General features: G+C 67.1%; 19 protein-coding genes. 12 read left to right on the forward strand and 7 right to left on the reverse strand.

Annotated elements, in window-relative coordinates:
- Window positions 1-525: 525 nt before the first annotated feature.
- Entirely contained in the window at window positions 526-1263 is a 738-nt protein-coding gene (locus tag KDN32_RS04450) for a hypothetical protein (protein WP_211730884.1), read from the forward strand.
- A 140-nt stretch (window positions 1264-1403) separates the two neighbouring features.
- Window positions 1404-2018, forward strand: a complete 615-nt coding sequence (locus KDN32_RS04455) for a GyrI-like domain-containing protein (protein ID WP_307853705.1) — start codon at window positions 1404-1406, stop codon at window positions 2016-2018.
- 209 nt (window positions 2019-2227) lie between these two features.
- On the opposite strand, the gene KDN32_RS23485 is transcribed toward KDN32_RS04455, so the two are convergent.
- The 3 genes from KDN32_RS23485 to KDN32_RS04465 form a co-directional block, all read right to left on the reverse strand.
- Entirely contained in the window at window positions 2228-2515 is a 288-nt protein-coding gene (locus KDN32_RS23485) for a protein-tyrosine phosphatase family protein (protein WP_372446464.1), read from the reverse strand.
- 224 nt (window positions 2516-2739) lie between these two features.
- Window positions 2740-3309, reverse strand: a complete 570-nt coding sequence (locus tag KDN32_RS04460; RefSeq protein WP_211730886.1) for a hypothetical protein — start codon at window positions 3307-3309, stop codon at window positions 2740-2742.
- A 241-nt stretch (window positions 3310-3550) separates the two neighbouring features.
- The gene (locus tag KDN32_RS04465; RefSeq protein ID WP_211730887.1) at window positions 3551-4534 is read right to left on the reverse strand and encodes an NAD-dependent epimerase/dehydratase family protein; all 984 of its coding nucleotides are present in this window, start codon (window positions 4532-4534) and stop codon (window positions 3551-3553) included.
- Between the two features lie 479 nt (window positions 4535-5013).
- Here KDN32_RS04465 and KDN32_RS04470 point away from each other — a divergent pair, with 479 nt between their 5' ends.
- The 5 genes from KDN32_RS04470 (at window position 5014) to KDN32_RS04490 (ending at window position 7843) form a co-directional block, all read left to right on the forward strand.
- A complete protein-coding gene (locus tag KDN32_RS04470) occupies window positions 5014-5595 on the forward strand; it encodes an Abi family protein (protein WP_211730888.1) in 582 nt (193 codons plus the stop codon).
- A gap of 149 nt (window positions 5596-5744) precedes the next feature.
- Window positions 5745-6359, forward strand: coding sequence for a recombinase family protein (locus KDN32_RS04475; protein WP_159899390.1), 615 nt, complete (start codon window positions 5745-5747; stop codon window positions 6357-6359).
- Window positions 6360-6585: 226 nt separating this feature from the next.
- Window positions 6586-7137: a TetR/AcrR family transcriptional regulator gene (locus KDN32_RS04480; protein WP_211730889.1), complete on the forward strand. Its 552-nt coding sequence runs from the start codon at window positions 6586-6588 to the stop codon at window positions 7135-7137.
- Window positions 7134-7523, forward strand: a complete 390-nt coding sequence (locus KDN32_RS04485) for a DMT family transporter (protein WP_211730890.1) — start codon at window positions 7134-7136, stop codon at window positions 7521-7523. Before KDN32_RS04480 ends, KDN32_RS04485 begins: the two co-directional genes overlap by 4 nt.
- Window positions 7523-7843, forward strand: a complete 321-nt coding sequence (locus tag KDN32_RS04490; RefSeq protein ID WP_211730891.1) for a DMT family transporter — start codon at window positions 7523-7525, stop codon at window positions 7841-7843. The genes KDN32_RS04485 and KDN32_RS04490 overlap by 1 nt, the downstream gene beginning before the upstream one ends.
- A 258-nt stretch (window positions 7844-8101) precedes the next feature.
- On the opposite strand, the gene KDN32_RS04495 is transcribed toward KDN32_RS04490, so the two are convergent.
- The 3 genes from KDN32_RS04495 to KDN32_RS04505 all read right to left on the reverse strand — a co-directional run bounded on the left by KDN32_RS04495 (window position 8102) and on the right by KDN32_RS04505 (window position 11330).
- Complete coding sequence (locus KDN32_RS04495) at window positions 8102-8626, reverse strand: glyoxalase superfamily protein (protein ID WP_211730892.1); 525 nt, start codon at window positions 8624-8626, stop codon at window positions 8102-8104.
- A gap of 334 nt (window positions 8627-8960) precedes the next feature.
- On the reverse strand, window positions 8961-9485 hold the full coding sequence (locus tag KDN32_RS04500) for a glyoxalase superfamily protein (protein ID WP_211730892.1): 525 nt from the start codon (window positions 9483-9485) through the stop codon (window positions 8961-8963).
- A gap of 861 nt (window positions 9486-10346) precedes the next feature.
- On the reverse strand, window positions 10347-11330 hold the full coding sequence (locus KDN32_RS04505) for a GlxA family transcriptional regulator (RefSeq protein WP_443678608.1): 984 nt from the start codon (window positions 11328-11330) through the stop codon (window positions 10347-10349).
- 66 nt (window positions 11331-11396) lie between these two features.
- Between KDN32_RS04505 and KDN32_RS04510 the strand changes: the two genes are divergently transcribed.
- Window positions 11397-11708, forward strand: coding sequence for a putative quinol monooxygenase (locus KDN32_RS04510; RefSeq protein WP_211730893.1), 312 nt, complete (start codon window positions 11397-11399; stop codon window positions 11706-11708).
- Between the two features lie 560 nt (window positions 11709-12268).
- Window positions 12269-12607: a putative quinol monooxygenase gene (locus KDN32_RS04515; protein WP_211730894.1), complete on the forward strand. Its 339-nt coding sequence runs from the start codon at window positions 12269-12271 to the stop codon at window positions 12605-12607.
- 569 nt (window positions 12608-13176) lie between these two features.
- Here KDN32_RS04515 and KDN32_RS04520 read toward each other — a convergent pair.
- Entirely contained in the window at window positions 13177-13941 is a 765-nt protein-coding gene (locus KDN32_RS04520) for an IclR family transcriptional regulator (protein ID WP_211730895.1), read from the reverse strand.
- 68 nt (window positions 13942-14009) lie between these two features.
- Here KDN32_RS04520 and KDN32_RS04525 point away from each other — a divergent pair, with 68 nt between their 5' ends.
- Genes KDN32_RS04525 through dmpG form a run of 3 tightly spaced genes read left to right on the forward strand, consistent with a single transcriptional unit; the run spans window position 14010 to window position 16815 of the window.
- Window positions 14010-14813: a 2-keto-4-pentenoate hydratase gene (locus KDN32_RS04525; protein ID WP_211730896.1), complete on the forward strand. Its 804-nt coding sequence runs from the start codon at window positions 14010-14012 to the stop codon at window positions 14811-14813.
- Window positions 14810-15796: an acetaldehyde dehydrogenase (acetylating) gene (locus tag KDN32_RS04530; RefSeq protein ID WP_211730897.1), complete on the forward strand. Its 987-nt coding sequence runs from the start codon at window positions 14810-14812 to the stop codon at window positions 15794-15796. Before KDN32_RS04525 ends, KDN32_RS04530 begins: the two co-directional genes overlap by 4 nt.
- Window positions 15793-16815 carry a 4-hydroxy-2-oxovalerate aldolase gene (gene dmpG, locus KDN32_RS04535; protein WP_211730898.1) on the forward strand — a complete coding sequence of 341 codons (1023 nt, stop codon included), beginning with the start codon at window positions 15793-15795 and terminating at the stop codon, window positions 16813-16815. Before KDN32_RS04530 ends, dmpG begins: the two co-directional genes overlap by 4 nt.
- Window positions 16816-16829: the final 14 nt, after the last annotated feature.

Genomic DNA, 16829 nt, shown 5'->3' on the forward strand with positions numbered 1-16829 from the left:
TCGAGGGTATGGAAGGACACCCGGTCGAGAAGAAACCAATCGTCTCGGCAAGCCTAGGTACGAGCGCCATCACAAGGTGGCGAGGTGAACCCTCGTGAGCCAGCGGGCGTGAAAGGGCGGGCGAGGCCCCAGGTCCCCCCAACGGTTGCGGGTCTCGGTTGCGGGTCTCGGTTGCGAGTCGCGGGTGTGGGCGCGTAGTGGGCTCGACCGGGCTCCACTACCCACCGGGGTGTCCTTCGCGCCACCAGACAATTGCACGAACGCCCCTTGCGTCAGTCGCGTGGACGCGCGATGGTTTACAACGTAAGTTCTCTCCCAAGGACGGCCTGCCGTGACAACTAGTGCACCTGCTCCGCCGACCGCGGCGCGCAGCACCTGGGTACTGCTCACCCACCGCCACATCACCTGGCGCCAGGCCGGCGAAGGGTGGGCGGTGCTGCTCGCTGCGGGCGCATGCGTACTCGGTGTTGCGATCACGGCTAAGGCGGTACGCAGCGTGGCACGCTCCCGCACCTGGCACTGACGATGACCAAGGAGACTGGCGCACCGATGAGCTGGTCGAGATGGCTGCGCGGGGTCGCGTGGTGCGGCGTGGGTGCGCTGTTCATCTCGATCCCTACGTGGGGAATGATACGAGTGATCGCGATGGTCGCTCCGCTGCTGCTGGCAGTAGCGATGACGGGCACCGTGTCAGCGTTGACCGACGCTCGCACCCACCCCGAACCCACCGCGGACGGAGGAAGCGCCTACGACTTTCATCAGGGTGCGTGGTGGTGTCTGATCGCCGCCGCGTGCGCGTCGGTAGTGCTGTGCGCAGCAGTAGTATCGCTCGTCTCGCCGAGTTGGGTGCTGGTGTGGCTTGGCGTGCTCGTGGCCACCACGCCGCCGGTGCTGCGGATGTCACTCCACTTCGTGGGACTCACCGGCGCCCCACATCGTCTCGCGGCGTCCGGCGGGCCTGGCGGGCCAATGCTAGGGGATCGGAGAGCGACTGATGCGCAGACAACCGTGGGAAGGGAGGCGCCTGATACATCGGGGTGCCACGACGTCCGGGTCCTCGATCTGAACACGTCCGAGTTGTGCCGACTGTGGCGCGTCACGTTCTGGATGGTGCGAGACGTGCGCTCGCCGGCGCGAACGGTGGCCATCGTCGACCTACGCCAGGCCGTACTGGATGAGCTCGAGAGACGCCGCCCTGACGCGGTGAAATGCTGGCTGACGTCAGGCCGCGGCGAGGCCGACGGGCCAGCCCGCTACCTTTAAGTGAAGGTTGTCGACGAGCGCGATGCCGTCAGTCCTCGTCAACGTCGACGGTGACCGCCACCTGGTCGAGCCGATCCCGTACTGGCACGCTCCACGAGCCGATGGGCTTGCGGAGCGACCCGGCGCGAGATACTCGACCGGTGAAGGTCGACTTCAAGAAGTCGCACGACGCGTACCGCGCGCGTGCCGGCGAGTTCAGGGTCGTTGAGGTGCCCAGGATGAGGCACCTGATGATCGACGGTCGGGGCGACCCCAACACGTCCCAGAAGTACGCCGACGCCCTCGCATCCCTATACCCGGTGGCCTACGGATTGAAGTTCACCAGCAGGCGGGAACTCGATCGCGACTATGTCGTCCCTCCTCTAGAGGCGCTGTGGTGGGCCGCAGACATGACCTCCTTCACGTCCGCGCGCGATAAGTCCCAGTGGTGCTGGACCGCGATGATCATGACGCCTGACTGGCTCACGGAGCAGATGTTCGCTGACGCTGTGAGCGCGGCGGCCGCGAAGCAGCGCGGGGTGAGGCTTGAAGACGTACGGCTGGAGAGTCTCGAGGAGGGTCTCTGCGTGCAAACGTTGCACGTCGGGTCCTACGACGATGAGGTCGACGTCCTGGCTGAGATGCACGGGCAGTTCGTTCCCGGTGCAGGTCTGCGGATGACCGGGAAGCACCACGAGATCTACCTCAGCGATGCGCGGCGGGTCGAGCCGTCGAGGCTGCGCACGATCTTGCGACAACCTGTCGAGCGGGCGTAGCGGCTGCAGGGTGGGGCCGTGGGATCCCCCACACGCTCGTCAGTCTTCCCGGCATCTCGACAGAAATATCGCCGAGGACCGCTAGCGCTTGCCGTCGTAACCAGGAGCTAGTGAGCGCCCGAAGGCCCGGCGGGAACCTTCGGTGAGATCTGGCCCAAGCCTCTCCACCTAAACGCCGGGACCAGTTCGGGATCCCGCAGCGGCTGCAGCTACACGGTGCCGAATCGCACGACGTAGCGCCTCTGCCAGGGCGTCTCGACCGCCCGGCGGTCGTAGCGCTCGCGTACGAAGGCGACGGCATGATCGGCCGGTACGCCATCCAGCACCGCAAGACAGGCGAGCGCAGTGCCTGTCCTGCCGCGCCCTCCGCTGCAAGCGACCTCGACTCGCTCGCGCCCAGCTCGACGCCACGCTTCACACAATGCGTCCCACGCGTCAGCCTTGTCGACAGGCAACCGCAAGTCCGGCCAACGAACCCAACGCTCTTCCCAGTCCATGGGCGGCGCCGGGGGCCTGCTCAAAAAGTAGAGCCCAAAGTCCGGAGACACACCACCCGGCACCGGCTGCCGCAGGCCACGGCCCCGGACCGTTCGACCGGACGGCAGACGAAGCACGCCTGGAGTGGTCGGGCACCAGGTTTGGGTCACAGCCTCAGCGTATGCAGCGGACCGGCTCGTGGAGCGCGCCAGTGCAGGATCGGCTCGTGCCAGTCGACGCCGAGTCACACTCGTCGCGCAATCAGACTGTCGGGGTGTCCACCGACGACCTGTACGGCGGCTCCGCGCATCTGTTTCTCGATTCGAGGTCGCTCCGTTGGAACTGTGAGCCAAGAGTGGTACAGGCCTCGCAGTGTGGTGATCTGGTGACCATAGGGGTCGTCAGGAAGGCGGTAGGCGCCATACCAACAAACGCACGCCGACGCGATGATGGGCGGGATCTCGTCGCGGACGAGCCGGCTCAGGTGCACGCGGTCGGCCAGCATGAGTGCGCCGACTCGACCCGGCGTTGCCACGAGTGTCCCCACCAGCTGATCGCGCAAACCCTCAACGGTTCCCTCCGAGGACGGGTCGGAGTCAGCGATAGCTGTGCGCAGCGGGCCACTCAGCCCCTCCTGAAGTTCGTCACGGGCAATTGAAGGCAGCGCCGTCACGCCCGCTTCGGGCAGCAGCGTGTGAGCCGCTTGGAGTACCAGCGCTGCCCTTGCCGGCTGAGCCAGACGAGGGTCCACAAAGCTGACCCCGCGTCGGCGCGTCAGGTCCCGCCATACACCCTTCTCCAAGTTCAAGAGCATGCGCTCACGGTGCCACCCGCCGGCCAGTGGGCGCATCAGGGAAGTCACCCAATCGGCTTCGGCGTTCATGGAATGTGTCGCCAGAACCTCCCCCGAAGCACCTCGTCGTGGGTGTCTGCGACCCGGTACGGGATGGGCTCGCGGAGCGTGCCGGTACGGGATCCCGTTCTGGTCACGCTCCGCGTGACGACCCCGTTGCGATCACCGATTGCCCGCGACTGTTGTCAGTGGCAACGCGCGGTCATGTGCGGTTTCGATCGAGGGCGGCCCGGACTCGCTGTTCCTCATCGTCGCTGAGGCCAGCTTGCCTGGGCTCGGTGCGCTGGTTCTCATAGGCAAGCGTGTCTCGCAGGGTGTCCTCCAGTGATCGCGTGACGAGACCGGCGGCACGTGCCCGGTCGGTGTTCATGGTGGCGAAGCCACGCCAGGCTGGGTCATCGATCCAGAGCGGAAGTGAGGCCGGGCCCATCCAGGCACCGATCTCGAGCTCGGCCAACGTCACGGCCGGAACGGCGCGCGGCTGCGCGGCGCTGTTGGCGATCTGCGCGGCAGCTGCGATGACCCGGTGGAAGGGGATGGTCGGGCCCGTGGCGTTGAACGTTGCGTCGAGCTGCTGCTCGGCTGCGGTGACGACCCAAGAAGCTAGATCGCGTACATCGATGATCGCGCACGGGAAGTCGGGGTCGTCAGGCACGATTACGTCATCCCCAGTGGGATGAGCGAATCGCCATGGCCAGTACCCCGTTCGGCCCGACCAATCACCCGGCCCCCCGATCAGGCCCGAGCGCACGATGGTAGCCGAGGAGTCGCCAGCGCGGACGAAGCCCTCGCAGGCGACCTTCGCCTCGCCGTAGGTCGACATGTCTTCCATCACCTCACCCTGGAGGGGAGGGAGAAGCGGTGCATTCTCGTCCTGCTCGATGGAGGAGAAGTCGGCGTAGACGTTGCTGGAGGAGATGAACACCCAGTGCCGGGTCCTCAGATCACGCACGGCACGGCGAACCTGCCCAGGCTGGCGCGACACGTCGACCACTGCCGCCCACGATCGCGACGAGACCGACGCCAGGCCGTCGTCGTCATCGCGGTCAGCAGCGATGAAGGCCGCTCCCTCGGGAACCGACGAACTGCCACGCGCCAAGCAAGTCACAGCGTGTTCACGCTCCAGCGCGGCGTCCGCGACAGCCCGCCCCAGCAACGCCGTCCCGCCCAAGATCAACAACTCCATACGCCTCAGTCCACTCATCGGTCGAGAGATCAGCAAGAGCGTTCGCTTCTGGCGTAGCCGCAACCCCAAGGGCACCGGGTCGCTCCGCGAGCCCATCCGGCACCGGGTCGCTCCGCGAGCCCATCCGGCACCGGGTCGCTCCGCGAGCCCATCCGGCACCGGGTCGCTCCGCGAGCCCATCGGTGATCGGGACCGGCACCCGCCGCAAGAGGTAGCCCGCGACACTAGCCGGTGGTGTCGTCGAGTCTGCGGCCATGAGCGAAGACTTGAGAGGGCATGACTTAGCCCCGGCGACATGGCCAAGGCCAGCGGTCCACCGGGGCTTTCAAGAGGAACGATACGTGAGAATGGGGGCGATGACAACGTCGCCACCGCCTCCGCCGAGTCCTGGGCCACCCGCGCCTGGGCCATGGGTAGAGCGCTGGCTGAGCCAGCCCCGACACGGTGTCTACCTGGCCGCCAGCCAAGGCGACCCGCAGTTGGCTCTGGACCTGTACGAGTGGAACGCCGAGATCAGCGCCGCCCTGCTGCGAGATCTCGCCCACCTGGAAGTCGGGCTACGCAACGCCTACGACCGCGCGCTCAGCGCGCGGTGGCCCGGACCCCCGCACTGGACCACGGCCAACATCCCGGCCTTCGCGCCGTTGTGGCGCACCCGTCGTGGTCGACGAGTCGACGTCAACCTGCGGACACGTGAGTCACTCCACCGTGCCGTGGACTCCGCCGGCGGCCCCGCCGCTCCACCCGGCAAGGTCATTGCTGAGTTGATGTTCGGCTTCTGGCGGTTCCTCAGCTCCTCCGCCCATGAGAAGTCGCTGTGGGTGCCATCCCTCCACCAGGCGTTCGCACCGGGCACTGACCGGCGCGACGTCGACCGCCCCATCGGACGTCTGCACGGTCTGCGCAACCGAGTGGCCCACCACGAGCCACTCCTCAGGTACGACATCGCGGGACGCGTCACCGACATCGCGACCGTCGCCGGCCTACTCGATCCCGACCTCGGCCGGCACCTGAGCGCGACCAGTCGAGTCACCCGGGTCCTCGTTCAGCGCCCCCGCTGAACACAAGACTGGCAGCTCGCCGCCGAGGTGGCAGAGGGGGCTTGTCGAAGACGGCCCGCAGCGAGTTCCTGGTGAGGTCGAGCCCTGCTCGATGCCCGAGCCGACCCACAGCCCTGGATCGGCCGGACCAACCCCATTGGAGGTGCGCCATGAACGCACTGCTTGTCGGGTACGCCCGATGCTCCACCGATCAACAAGACCTCACCGCGCAGCGTGACGGGCTGCTCGGACTCGGTGTCGAGGCCGAGCGGATCTACGTCGATCACGGCCTGACCGGCACCAACCGCGAGCGCCCCGGCTTGCGCGAGGCGCTGGCCGCCTGTCGTGCCGGGGACACGTTGGTCGTGACCAAGCTCGACCGGCTGGCCCGGTCCCTGCCTGATGCCCGGGCGATCGCCGACGAGCTCACCACCCGCCAGATCAGCCTCAGCCTCGGCGGGTCCGTCTACGACCCCACCGATGCTGTCGGGAAGCTGCTGTTCAACGTCCTCGCGATGGTCGCTGAGTTCGAGTCCGACCTCATCAGGCTTCGCACAGTCGAGGGCATGAAGGTCGCCAGGGCCAAGGGCCGGCTGAAGGGCAAGCAGCCCAAGCTAAGCCGCAAGCAGGAAGCGCACCTCGTCTCGCTAGTGCACAGCGGCGAGTACAGCACCCTCGAGGTAGCTGAGCTGTTCGGGATCGGCCGCTCGACGGTCTATCGCGCCATCGAGCGCCAACGAATCGCGGCCAAGGCCGATCTTGCTGACGCCTCCACACGACGCTGATCGTCACCTCGTTGGCGTCCCGCAACCGACACCTCGGCGGGACGCCGATGAGCGGAACTGATCGGAGCCGGTCTCGACCACAGCGGTTTGCCCAGTGGGGTTCGTCAACTGGAGCGACATGGACGCCAGGTCAGCTCACTATCGAGTTGGGAGGCCAGGCGCACGGACGCGAGCTTCGCTGTGCGTTTGCTTGCAAACTTAGCCAACCGGTTGGTAAAGTTCGAGTGTGGGAGGTCGAGCATCGCAGCGCAACGACATCGTCGCTTCGGCAGTGGATCTCGCCCGCGACGGGAGGGTCGTGTCGCTTGACTCGGCCGCGCGGGCCGCGGGCGTGACCAAGCCGGGTCTGATGTACCACTTCTCCACCAAGCAGGACCTCATGATGGCGATGGTCGACTTCGTCATCGACGGATACGAATGCGACTTGAAAGCGCGCATCCCAGGAGCAGATCCGGCCCGCGAGAGCGTCGAGTCGCGCATCCACGCGTACGTGAACTGGGCCTGCGACGGCGACTTCTCCGCCGGGGACCTCGTGATGCTGACCGACCCCCGCCTCCATGAGCCACTCACGACCCGCTGGTGCGAACGGATGGAGCCGTGGGTCGCGATACCCGACGACACTCCTGTTCCGAAACGTACGCGGCTGACGGCGGCGCGGCTCATCGCCGACGGCATCTGGTTCGAGACCGTCACCACCCAGCAGCTGTCCGCGAACGACCGGGACCGACACAACGACGTGCAAGCCTTCGCCCACAGCCTCATCGAGGAGAGTCAATGACCAAGTGGTACCTACTAGTGGCAGCGATCGCCTGCGAGGTGACCGCGTCGCTGTCACTCAAGGCAGCCTTAGACCGGCCAGCCTTCTTCGGGCTCGTCGGCGTGGGCTACATCGCGTCCTTCGTGCTGATCGCCCTCGTCCTGAAGCAGGGCATGGCGCTCGGGGTCGCCTACGGCATCTGGGGCGCGATGGGCGTGGCAGCGACAGCCGTGCTGTCCTCGTTGATCTTCGACGAGTCACTGACCGCGCTTATGGGCGTGGGCATCGCTCTCATCATCGCCGGCGTCCTGACCGTGGAACTTGGCTCCCAAAAGGCGCACGCCACCGAAGTCGGCAACACCGGTGTTATCCCGGGCAGCAACAACACCGAGACGGGAGTCGTGTGATGCAGTGGCTCTTCCTGATCGCCGCGATCGCCTTCGAAGTCATCGCCACTTTGTCGCTGCGAGTTGCCGCAAAGGGACGCTCGGCGTTCTACGCGGTCACCGCACTCGGCTACCTCATCGCCTTCTCCTTCCTCACCCTCGCCCTGAACGAGGGGATGGGGCTCGGCGTGGCCTACGGCATCTGGGCAGCCTCCGGTGTCGCGCTGACCGCAATCGCGTCTAAGGCGCTGTTCAAGGAGCCGCTCACACCACTGATGATGGGGGGCATCGCACTCATCATCAGCGGGGTCCTGCTGGTCGAGCTCGGCGCGAGCCACTGACCCGACGCCATGGCCGACCACGCTGGTGGTCGAATATGCCGGCGCCGGACGCTCCTCCGCGACGTTCGCCGTCGTCAGCCCGGCGTCAGTGCGTCCTAGAGCCCGTCAACCTCAGTGTCTCTGTTTGTCTCGTCGCGCCAACCTGGCGTCGAGCAGCCTGATTGTCCCCATCAGCACGCGGGAGCGTGGCAATGCGCGATCCCGCTGTGGTCACGCTCCGCGTGACGATCGGCACGCGGACACGATCGTGGGGATCAGTCAGTCCGTGCGCTGGCAGAAGCGCAGCACGTTGCCGCAAGGGTCGGTGATGGTCATCGTAGGCCCGCCAGGCGCTGAGCGCTCGACGCCCGGGCGTGCTCCTGGGTGACCGCGCTTGCGCAGCTCGTCACGCAGTGCGTAGACATCCTTGACGGGGATCCAGAGGACGCCGCCCGGTGTTCCGTCTCCGTAGTGCTCGGAGAGATCAAGCACTGCGGCATCACGGCGCACACGACAGTAGAGCGGCAGTCCAGGATCGAAGCGGTGCTCCCATTCGACCTCGAACCCCAGCCACCGCACGTAGAAGTCACGGGCTAGCTGGTCGTCCTGGATGCGCAATACAGGTACAGCTGGCCCGAGTCTCGGCCCGTCCAACACCGCACTTGCCGTGTTCCAGTCGCGCAGTCCGAGTTGCGCCGCAGTCGCCTCGAGCGCCAGCGAGTGAGAGATGTGCACACCCTCCGCAGCAAGCCTGGAGCGCAGCGACTTCGCTGCGGACTTCGCGTCATCGGTCGAGATATCCATGTCCGTCCCTTCGGCGTCCGCGCGAGCCGGTCCCCGCGTTGCCGGCCAGGACGCCTAGAAGAACGGGTCTGGCGATGCAGAACAGTCGATGTGTTCACCAACCGATCTCTCGGTGCGGGAGGCGGGTCACACCAAGACCCGACCGCAGGTTACACCCGGGATCGAAGGCTCTTCGCCCCGAATGCCAAACCGTTTCCAGCGGCGAACGACTGGCGAGGCCACGCGAAATCCGTAGTCGCGTAAGCGGATCCCGTACCGGGTCGCTCCGCGAGCCCATCCCGTACCGGGTCGCTCCGCGAGCCCATCGGCACGCGGACACGATCGTGGGGATCAGTCAGTCCGTGCGCTGGCAGAAGCGCAGCACGTTGCCGCAAGGGTCGGTGATGGTCATCGTAGGCCCGCCAGGCGCTGAGCGCTCGACGCCCGGGCGTGCTCCTGGGTGACCGCGCTTGCGCAGCTCGTCACGCAGTGCGTAGACATCCTTGACGGGGATCCAGAGGACGCCGCCCGGTGTTCCGTCTCCGTAGTGCTCGGAGAGATCAAGCACTGCGGCATCACGGCGCACACGACAGTAGAGCGGCAGTCCAGGATCGAAGCGGTGCTCCCATTCGACCTCGAACCCCAGCCACCGCACGTAGAAGTCACGGGCTAGCTGGTCGTCCTGGATGCGCAATACAGGTACAGCTGGCCCGAGTCTCGGCCCGTCCAACACCGCACTTGCCGTGTTCCAGTCGCGCAGTCCGAGTTGCGCCGCAGTCGCCTCGAGCGCCAGCGAGTGAGAGATGTGCACACCCTCCGCAGCAAGCCTGGAGCGCAGCGACTTCGCTGCGGACTTCGCGTCATCGGTCGAGATATCCATGTCCGTCCCTTCGGCGTCCGCGCGAGCCGGTCCCCGCGTTGCCGGCCAGGACGCCTAGAAGAACGGGTCTGGCGATGCAGAACAGTCGATGTGTTCACCAACCGATCTCTCGGTGCGGGAGGCGGGTCACACCAAGACCCGACCGCAGGTTACACCCGGGATCGAAGGCTCTTCGCCCCGAATGCCAAACCGTTTCCAGCGGCGAACGACTGGCGAGGCCACGCGAAATCCGTAGTCGCGTAAGCGGATCCCGTACCGGGTCGCTCCGCGAGCCCATCCCGTACCGGGTCGCTCCGCGAGCCCATCCGCTTGCGAGCTCCGCTCGACCATCCCCGTGTGGGACGGCTCGGGCTACGCGTCAATCGCGGAATGGGTCACCGGTGTAGGGCATGTCGCGTGCCGAACCCCATTGTGTGCGGTCAGTAAGGCTCGCGACCCGGATGGCCCATCATCAGTCGTAGAAAGCGGCTCTTCCCAGATGAGGGTGTAGGTCGGCCGGGCGCGTCGGTCCGCAGATAGACGTCGAGGTCTCCCCGACGACGGAGGTTCCTACGCCATCCATCCGAAAGACCTCGACGTGACCGACGCTACCCCGCCGGCCGGCTTCGGCCGCCCTGACCTGACCGCCTTCGCGTCTCATCCCAATCGACCCTGATCGAGTCTGCTGACCCCCTCGACGAGAACGCAGCGACATCACAGCCACCCAACCCCGACCGTCCGGGAAGCCGGGACACGTCACATGGCCTGTGCTGCGGGCGTGTCGAGTGGGTCGTCCAGGGGCGACGCAGGAGCGTCGACGCGACGTGCTGAGAGGTGGTTCCAGTCGAGCACTAGGACACCGGCTACAGGCATGGCGATAGGTCAGGAACGGCGTCGCTCCCTACGCAGGAGGGAGCGCAGAGTCTCGGCGTTCGCGTAGCCGACACGAAGCGCGATCTCCGCGGAGGTGAGGTCCGTGGTCGCCGAGAGGTGCCGCGCTCGTTCGATGCGAAGCCGTTGGACGAAGCCGAGCGGAGTGAGGTTGAGCGCCGCACGGACTCGTCGCTCGAGGGTGCGCCGACTGGTCCCGAGCGACTGCGCCACCGACGCGACGTCGAACGGTTCGTCCAGGCGGGCGCGCACGAAGCGTTCGAACTCGACGACGATCGGGTCCTCGTGCCGGAGATGTTCGTAAGCGACGAAGGCCGCCTGCGACGGACGCTCGTCGATGATGAGGAGCTTGGCGACATGTTGGGCCAGGTCGGGGCTGATCGATCGCACGAGTGAGAGCGCGAGGTCGATGTGGGCGAACGCGGCGCCGGCGGTGACGAGGTTCCCGTCGACCACGACCATGGTGTCGAGATCGAGGGCGACGGTCGGATAGCGCTTCAGGAACTCCGGCCCCAGGAACCAGCTGGTCGTCGCCCGCCGATGATGCATCCGTCCGGTCTCGGCGACAGCGAACACGCCGGTGCACGCCGCGGCGATCCGGGTGGTCGCGTCGTCGAGGCGCCCGAGCGAGGCGATGACCGAACGAACGTCCCGGCTCCGGAGGGCGTCGTCGGTCGCGGCGGCCGTGAGGGTTCCAAGCGCAGGGACGACGACCACGTCGAACTCTGCGGACTCCGACAGCGGGTGGTCCACCGACAGGGTCATCGATGCCGTCGTGGTCACTCTCCGTTTCGGTCCGAGGATGGCGAGTTCGATCGGGTCGATCCGCGGGTCGACATCGCCGCGGACTCCGTCGGCCACCCGCACGATGTCGATGACCGACGCGACAGCCGAACCGAAGCAGCCGTCGATCGCGATCAGTCCGATACGCATGGCGCGAACAATAGCAATACTGCCGTATACGCCACTTCTCACATGCCCTTGCTCGTCATACGCTCAACTCGTTCCACCAAGAAACCTCGACACCTAGGAGAACCCCTCATGTCCACACCCGCATCACTTCCGTATGCCTTCGTCGCCAAGATCGTCGCGGCCGATGGACAGCACGACGCGCTCGCCGATCTGCTCGCCGGCGCTGTCGCGCTCGCCAACGAAGAAGTAGGAACGATTGTCTGGTTCGCGGTCAGGACCCACGCCGACACCTTCTGGATCTTCGATGCATTCCCCGACGAGGCCGCTCGCGAAGCCCACGCCAACGGCGCCATCGTCGCAGCCCTGATGGCCAACCAGCACCTCCTCGGCGCAGCACCCGAGATCCTGGCGGCCGACGTCCTCGCGTCCAAGCTCCCGTAGTCCGCCAACGCACGAGACGATCGCGCCCCGCCGAGCCGTCGCCAGGTCGCGACGCAACGCCCACGCTGCGTTGCCGAGCGGTGCGAGGCCTATCGGCACACGGACAGGATGCCGGCCGCGAGCGCTCAGCCGGCGAGGGGTCCGTCGCAGAGGAGAGCGACGTCGGTATCGGGCAAAGCCGTGAGGCCAGCGCATCGCGCGACCACCAGAACCGAACCGCCCCTGCCCTGCGTTTGCGCAGGTCAGGGGCTGTTCGCCGGAGCCGCCTGTCGGAACCGAACCGACGACCTAATCACGTCGGCTTTGCGTCTGCTGAGCATGAACGCAAGAGTTTCGAGGACACGTCCCCGCGTGCGGCAGCCCGGCCATGAGACCGGCCTGGTCCTTCGACAAACCGACGGCGCTTGGCGACCGGGCCGTCTGAGAAGGCCCGCTGCTCGACGTTGGATTGTCACCGACGGCCTTTTCCCACGGGACGACCATTTGCCAGCGGCAGCGGCAACGGTCGCGTCGCGTCACCTTCAACTTTCCGAACAACTTCAATCCGACGAGAGGTACCCATGATCTTCATCGCCGCACGCTTTCTAGTGCAATCCGAGCATGCCGACAATTGGCCGGAAGTCTCGCGCTCGTTCACCGAGTCGACCCGCAGCGAGGAGGGGTGCTTGTGGTTCGACTGGTCGCGCAGCCTGGACGACCCAAACGAATACGTGCTCCTCGAAGCATTCCGCGACGAAGACGCGGGCGCGTCCCATGTCCAATCCGAGCACTTTCAAGCCGCGACGCGTGAGCTCCCGGGATACCTCGCCGAGACCCCGCGGATCGTCAATACACAAGTGCCAGGGCTCGAGTGGGCCCAACTAGGCGAACTGGCGGTCGACGAGTCCTCGCCGAGCTAGCCAGCAGCGCGTCACCTCGACGTTTCGTTCCGTCGCCGCCGCTGGGCGACCGCAGTGCAGCCGTCGAGCTCTCCCATTGCGGTCGCGGCGTTTGCCGCTGGCTTCGGCCGCGAGCATCGGTTCCACCGGTCGCAGCGCCCCAGCCGATGCGCCGTCGTCGATCGCGGCGGTCACGGCGTGTGAGGCGGGGCACCGGTCGTGAGCCCGCCGACCTTCGGCGGGCCTGTAGTCAGCGTGACGACAGGTGCGGCAAGAGCGAGCTGGCGCTAACGATGGTCAGCCAGCGGTGTCTTACGCCAGCGTGGCCAGTCGAGCCCCGAGCCGTGACCGACCGTCGCTCGGCGACCTGCGCGGCCAGGTCAGGCGCGGCCGAACGCGCCCACCATCAGACACGCAGCGACAGCGAGGTCGCGACGCTGAGCAGCGGTCCCGCTGGCCGCGGTGTCGACACGAGCGTGACCAGAACGGGAGTGTCACGCCGAGCGTGACCAGAACGGGATCCTCTTGCGGAGAGCCAACGTCCCCGAGTCGCGCCGCGCCATCACTGGACGCCCTCCCGCATCCGGGCGTCAGTGTCTGCGCGCCAGCGCGTGGCGTCGAGCGAGGGTGGCGGCGATGCCGGCGGCCGCGGCCCGGACGGAGGCGGCGTGGTCGGCGGGGTGGAAGCGGGTGGCGTCGCCGGAGATGCTGATGGCGGCCAGGGGTCGGTCATCGGCGTCGAGCACGGGCGCGGCTACGCACACCAGGCCCAACGCGCCCTCCTCGTACTCGAACGCGACCCCCGACGAAACGACGCTATCGAGCTGTTGACGCAGGCGCCCGGGGGCGGTGATGGTGCGGGCGGTACGACGCTCGAGCGGGCCACGCAGTACCTCGATCCGCTCATCCTCGCCGGCGAAGGCGAGCAGCGCCTTGCCCAGTGCGGTCGCGTGGACTGGCATGCGACCACCCACCCGTGAGGGCGAACGAGGCGCGCGGTGGCCGCTCACCTTGGCGACGTAGACAACTTCGGCGCCTTCTCGCAGTGCGAGGTGGACGACTTCGTGTGTGCGCTCGTAGAGGTCCTCGAGGAATGGGGTGGCCACCTCGAGCATCGTACGTTCGACCGAGGCGCGCATGCCGAGCTCGAAGAGGTGCGAGCCAAGGTGAAAGTCGCCGTCGGCCCGGTCGAGCAGGCCTGCTTCAACGAGTTGTCCCGACAGTCGGTGCAGGGTCGCTTTGGGCAGCCCGGTGCGACGCTGCAGGGCGGCGAAGCTGAGGCCGTGGTCGTCGGCCTCGAAGGCATGCAGCACGATCATCGCCTTGCCGAGAACGCTCGCGGGGTCCAAGGACATGAGACCAGTGTTCCACTCACACGAACTCCGTTCTAGGTTTCCCGGTCGCGCCCACCCACGATGGCGCCATGACCACCCAGACCCCCGAGATCGTCGCCGCCTCCGAGCGCCTGCTCACCGCGGCAGCCGACGGCGTGCCCTGCGCACCGGTGCGCGACCTGATCGGGTCCACCGACATCGCCACCGCATACGCCGTGCAAGCGCGCGGCACCGCTGCCAGGCTCGCCACCGGGGCGACCATCGTGGGCCGCAAGATCGGGCTCACCTCCAAGGCCGTCCAGGCGCAGATCGGCGTCGACCAACCTGACCTGGGCTACCTCTTCGACGACATGGGCTACACCAGTGACGACGTGATCCCGATGAGCAGGCTGATCCAGCCCAAGGCCGAGGCGGAGATCGCCTTCGTGCTCAAAAAGGACCTCGCCGAGGGCGACCTTAACCTGGCCCGGATCCGGGGTGCGGTCGACTACGTGTGCGCCGCGATCGAGATCGTCGACAGCCGCATCGCCGACTGGGACATCACCTTCGCTGACACCGTCGCCGACAACGGCTCCAGCGCGCTCTACATACTGGGAGAGAAGCGACGAACCCTCGAGGAGGTCGAGCCGGCCCTGGTGGAGATGGTGATGACCCGCGACGGCGAGCAGGTCTCCGAGGGCAACGGCGCCGCCTGCTTGGACGATCCCCTGAACGCGATGTCGTGGCTGGCCCGCACGGCGCTCGAGTTCGGGGACCCCCTGCGTGCAGGCCAGGTCATCCTCTCGGGCGCGCTCGGTCCCATGGTCGCGGTCATGCCCGGCGACTCCTTCACAGCCACCATCACTGGGCTCGGCTCGGTGAGCGCAACCTTCTCCGAAAGGGAGGACGCATGACCAAGACCCAGCCAAAGACGAAGGTGGCCATCATCGGCTCCGGCAACATTGGGACCGATCTGATGATCAAGGTGCTCCGGGTCAGTAAGACCCTCGAGATGGGGGCGATGGTCGGCATCGACCCCGAGTCCGACGGCCTTGCGCGGGCGGGACGCTTCGGCGTGGCCACCACCGCAGAAGGGGTCGACGGCCTGATCGCGATGGAGGGATTCGACGACATCGACATCGTCTTCGACGCCACCAGCGCCGGCGCCCACAAGGCCAACGCGGCCAAGCTGGCGCCGTACGGCAAGAAGCTGGTCGATTTGACCCCGGCGGCCATCGGACCGTTCGTGGTGCCCGCGGTCAACCTCGACGAGCACATCGGGCTCGACAACCTCAACATGGTCACCTGCGGCGGCCAGGCCACGATCCCGATCGTCGCCGCCGTCTCGCGCGTCACGGACGTGCCGTACGCCGAGATCGTCGCCTCGATCGCGTCGAAGTCGGCCGGTCCCGGGACCCGTGCGAACATCGACGAGTTCACCGAGACCACCTCGCACGCAATCGAGGCGGTGGGCCGCGCCTGGACGGGCAAGGCGATCATCATCCTCAACCCCGCCGAGCCGCCGCTCATCATGCGCGACACCGTCTTCTGCCTGATCAACGACCCCGACGAGGTCAAGCAGGACGCGATCAGGAAGTCGATCGAGGAGATGGTGGCCGCCGTCGCCGCGTACGTGCCCGGCTACCGCCTCAAGCAGGCCGTCCAGTTCACTCGCGTCCCGGCCGACGAGCCTGTCCACACGATGCTCGGCAAGGGCGTCGGAGAGGTGGCCGTCTCCCATAAGGTCGCGGTGTTCCTCGAAGTAGAGGGTGCGGCCCACTACCTCCCGGCCTACGCCGGAAATCTCGACATCATGACTTCGGCGGCCATGCAGACCGCCGAGCGGATCGCCACGGAGCTCTCCGCCGGCGTGCTCACGGAAGGTGCCCCCGCATGACCGCGCTCTACATCCAAGACGTCACCCTGCGAGACGGGATGCACGCCATCCGCCATCGTATCGACCCTGCCGACGTCGCCCGCATCGTCACCGCCCTCGATGACGCCGGTGTCGACGCGATCGAGGTCACCCACGGCGACGGCCTCGGAGGTGGCTCGATCAACTACGGGCCCGGCTCCCACACCGACTGGGCCTGGATCGAGGCGGCCGCCGCGGTCATCAACAACGCCAGGCTCACCTCGCTCCTGGTCCCCGGCATCGGCACCGTGGAGCACCTCAAGGAGGCCTACTCCCTCGGGGTGCGGTCGGTGCGCGTCGCGACCCACTGCACCGAGGCCGACGTCGCCAAGCAGCACATCGAGACCGCCCGCGAGATCGGGATGGACGTCTCGGGGTTCCTGATGATGTCGCACATGGCACCCCCGGACGAGCTCGCCCAGCAGGCGAAGCTGATGGAGTCCTACGGCGTGCACTGCGTCTACGTCACCGACTCCGGCGGCCGCCTCACGATGGACGGCGTGCGCGAACGGATCCGCGCCTACCGCGACGTCCTCTCCCCGGAGACCGAGATCGGCATCCATGCCCACGAGAACCTCTCGCTCTCGGTCGCCAACTCCGTCGTGGCCGTAGAGGAGGGCGTCCGCCGCGTCGACGCCTCGCTCGCCGGTCAAGGCGCGGGCGCGGGCAACTGCCCCATCGAACCGTTCATCGCCGTCGCCGACCTGCAGGGCTGGACGCACGGCTGCGACGTCTTCAAACTCCAAGACGCTGCCGACGACATCGTCCGGCCACTCCAGGACCGCCCGGTACGCGTCGACCGCGAGACGCTGACCCTGGGCTACGCAGGGGTCTACTCCTCGTTCCTGCGGCACGCCGAGAACGCCTCGCGCGAGTACGGCGTCGACACCCGCGACCTGCTCCTCGAGGTCGGCAAGCGCCGCCTGGTCGGTGGCCAGGAGGACATGATCATCGACATCGCCCTGGACTTGCTGCGCGAGCGGGAGGCAGTCTCCGCCTGAGGGTGGCTACGACG

This window comes from Nocardioides palaemonis, assembly GCF_018275325.1.
Taxonomy (GTDB): domain Bacteria; phylum Actinomycetota; class Actinomycetes; order Propionibacteriales; family Nocardioidaceae; genus Nocardioides; species Nocardioides palaemonis.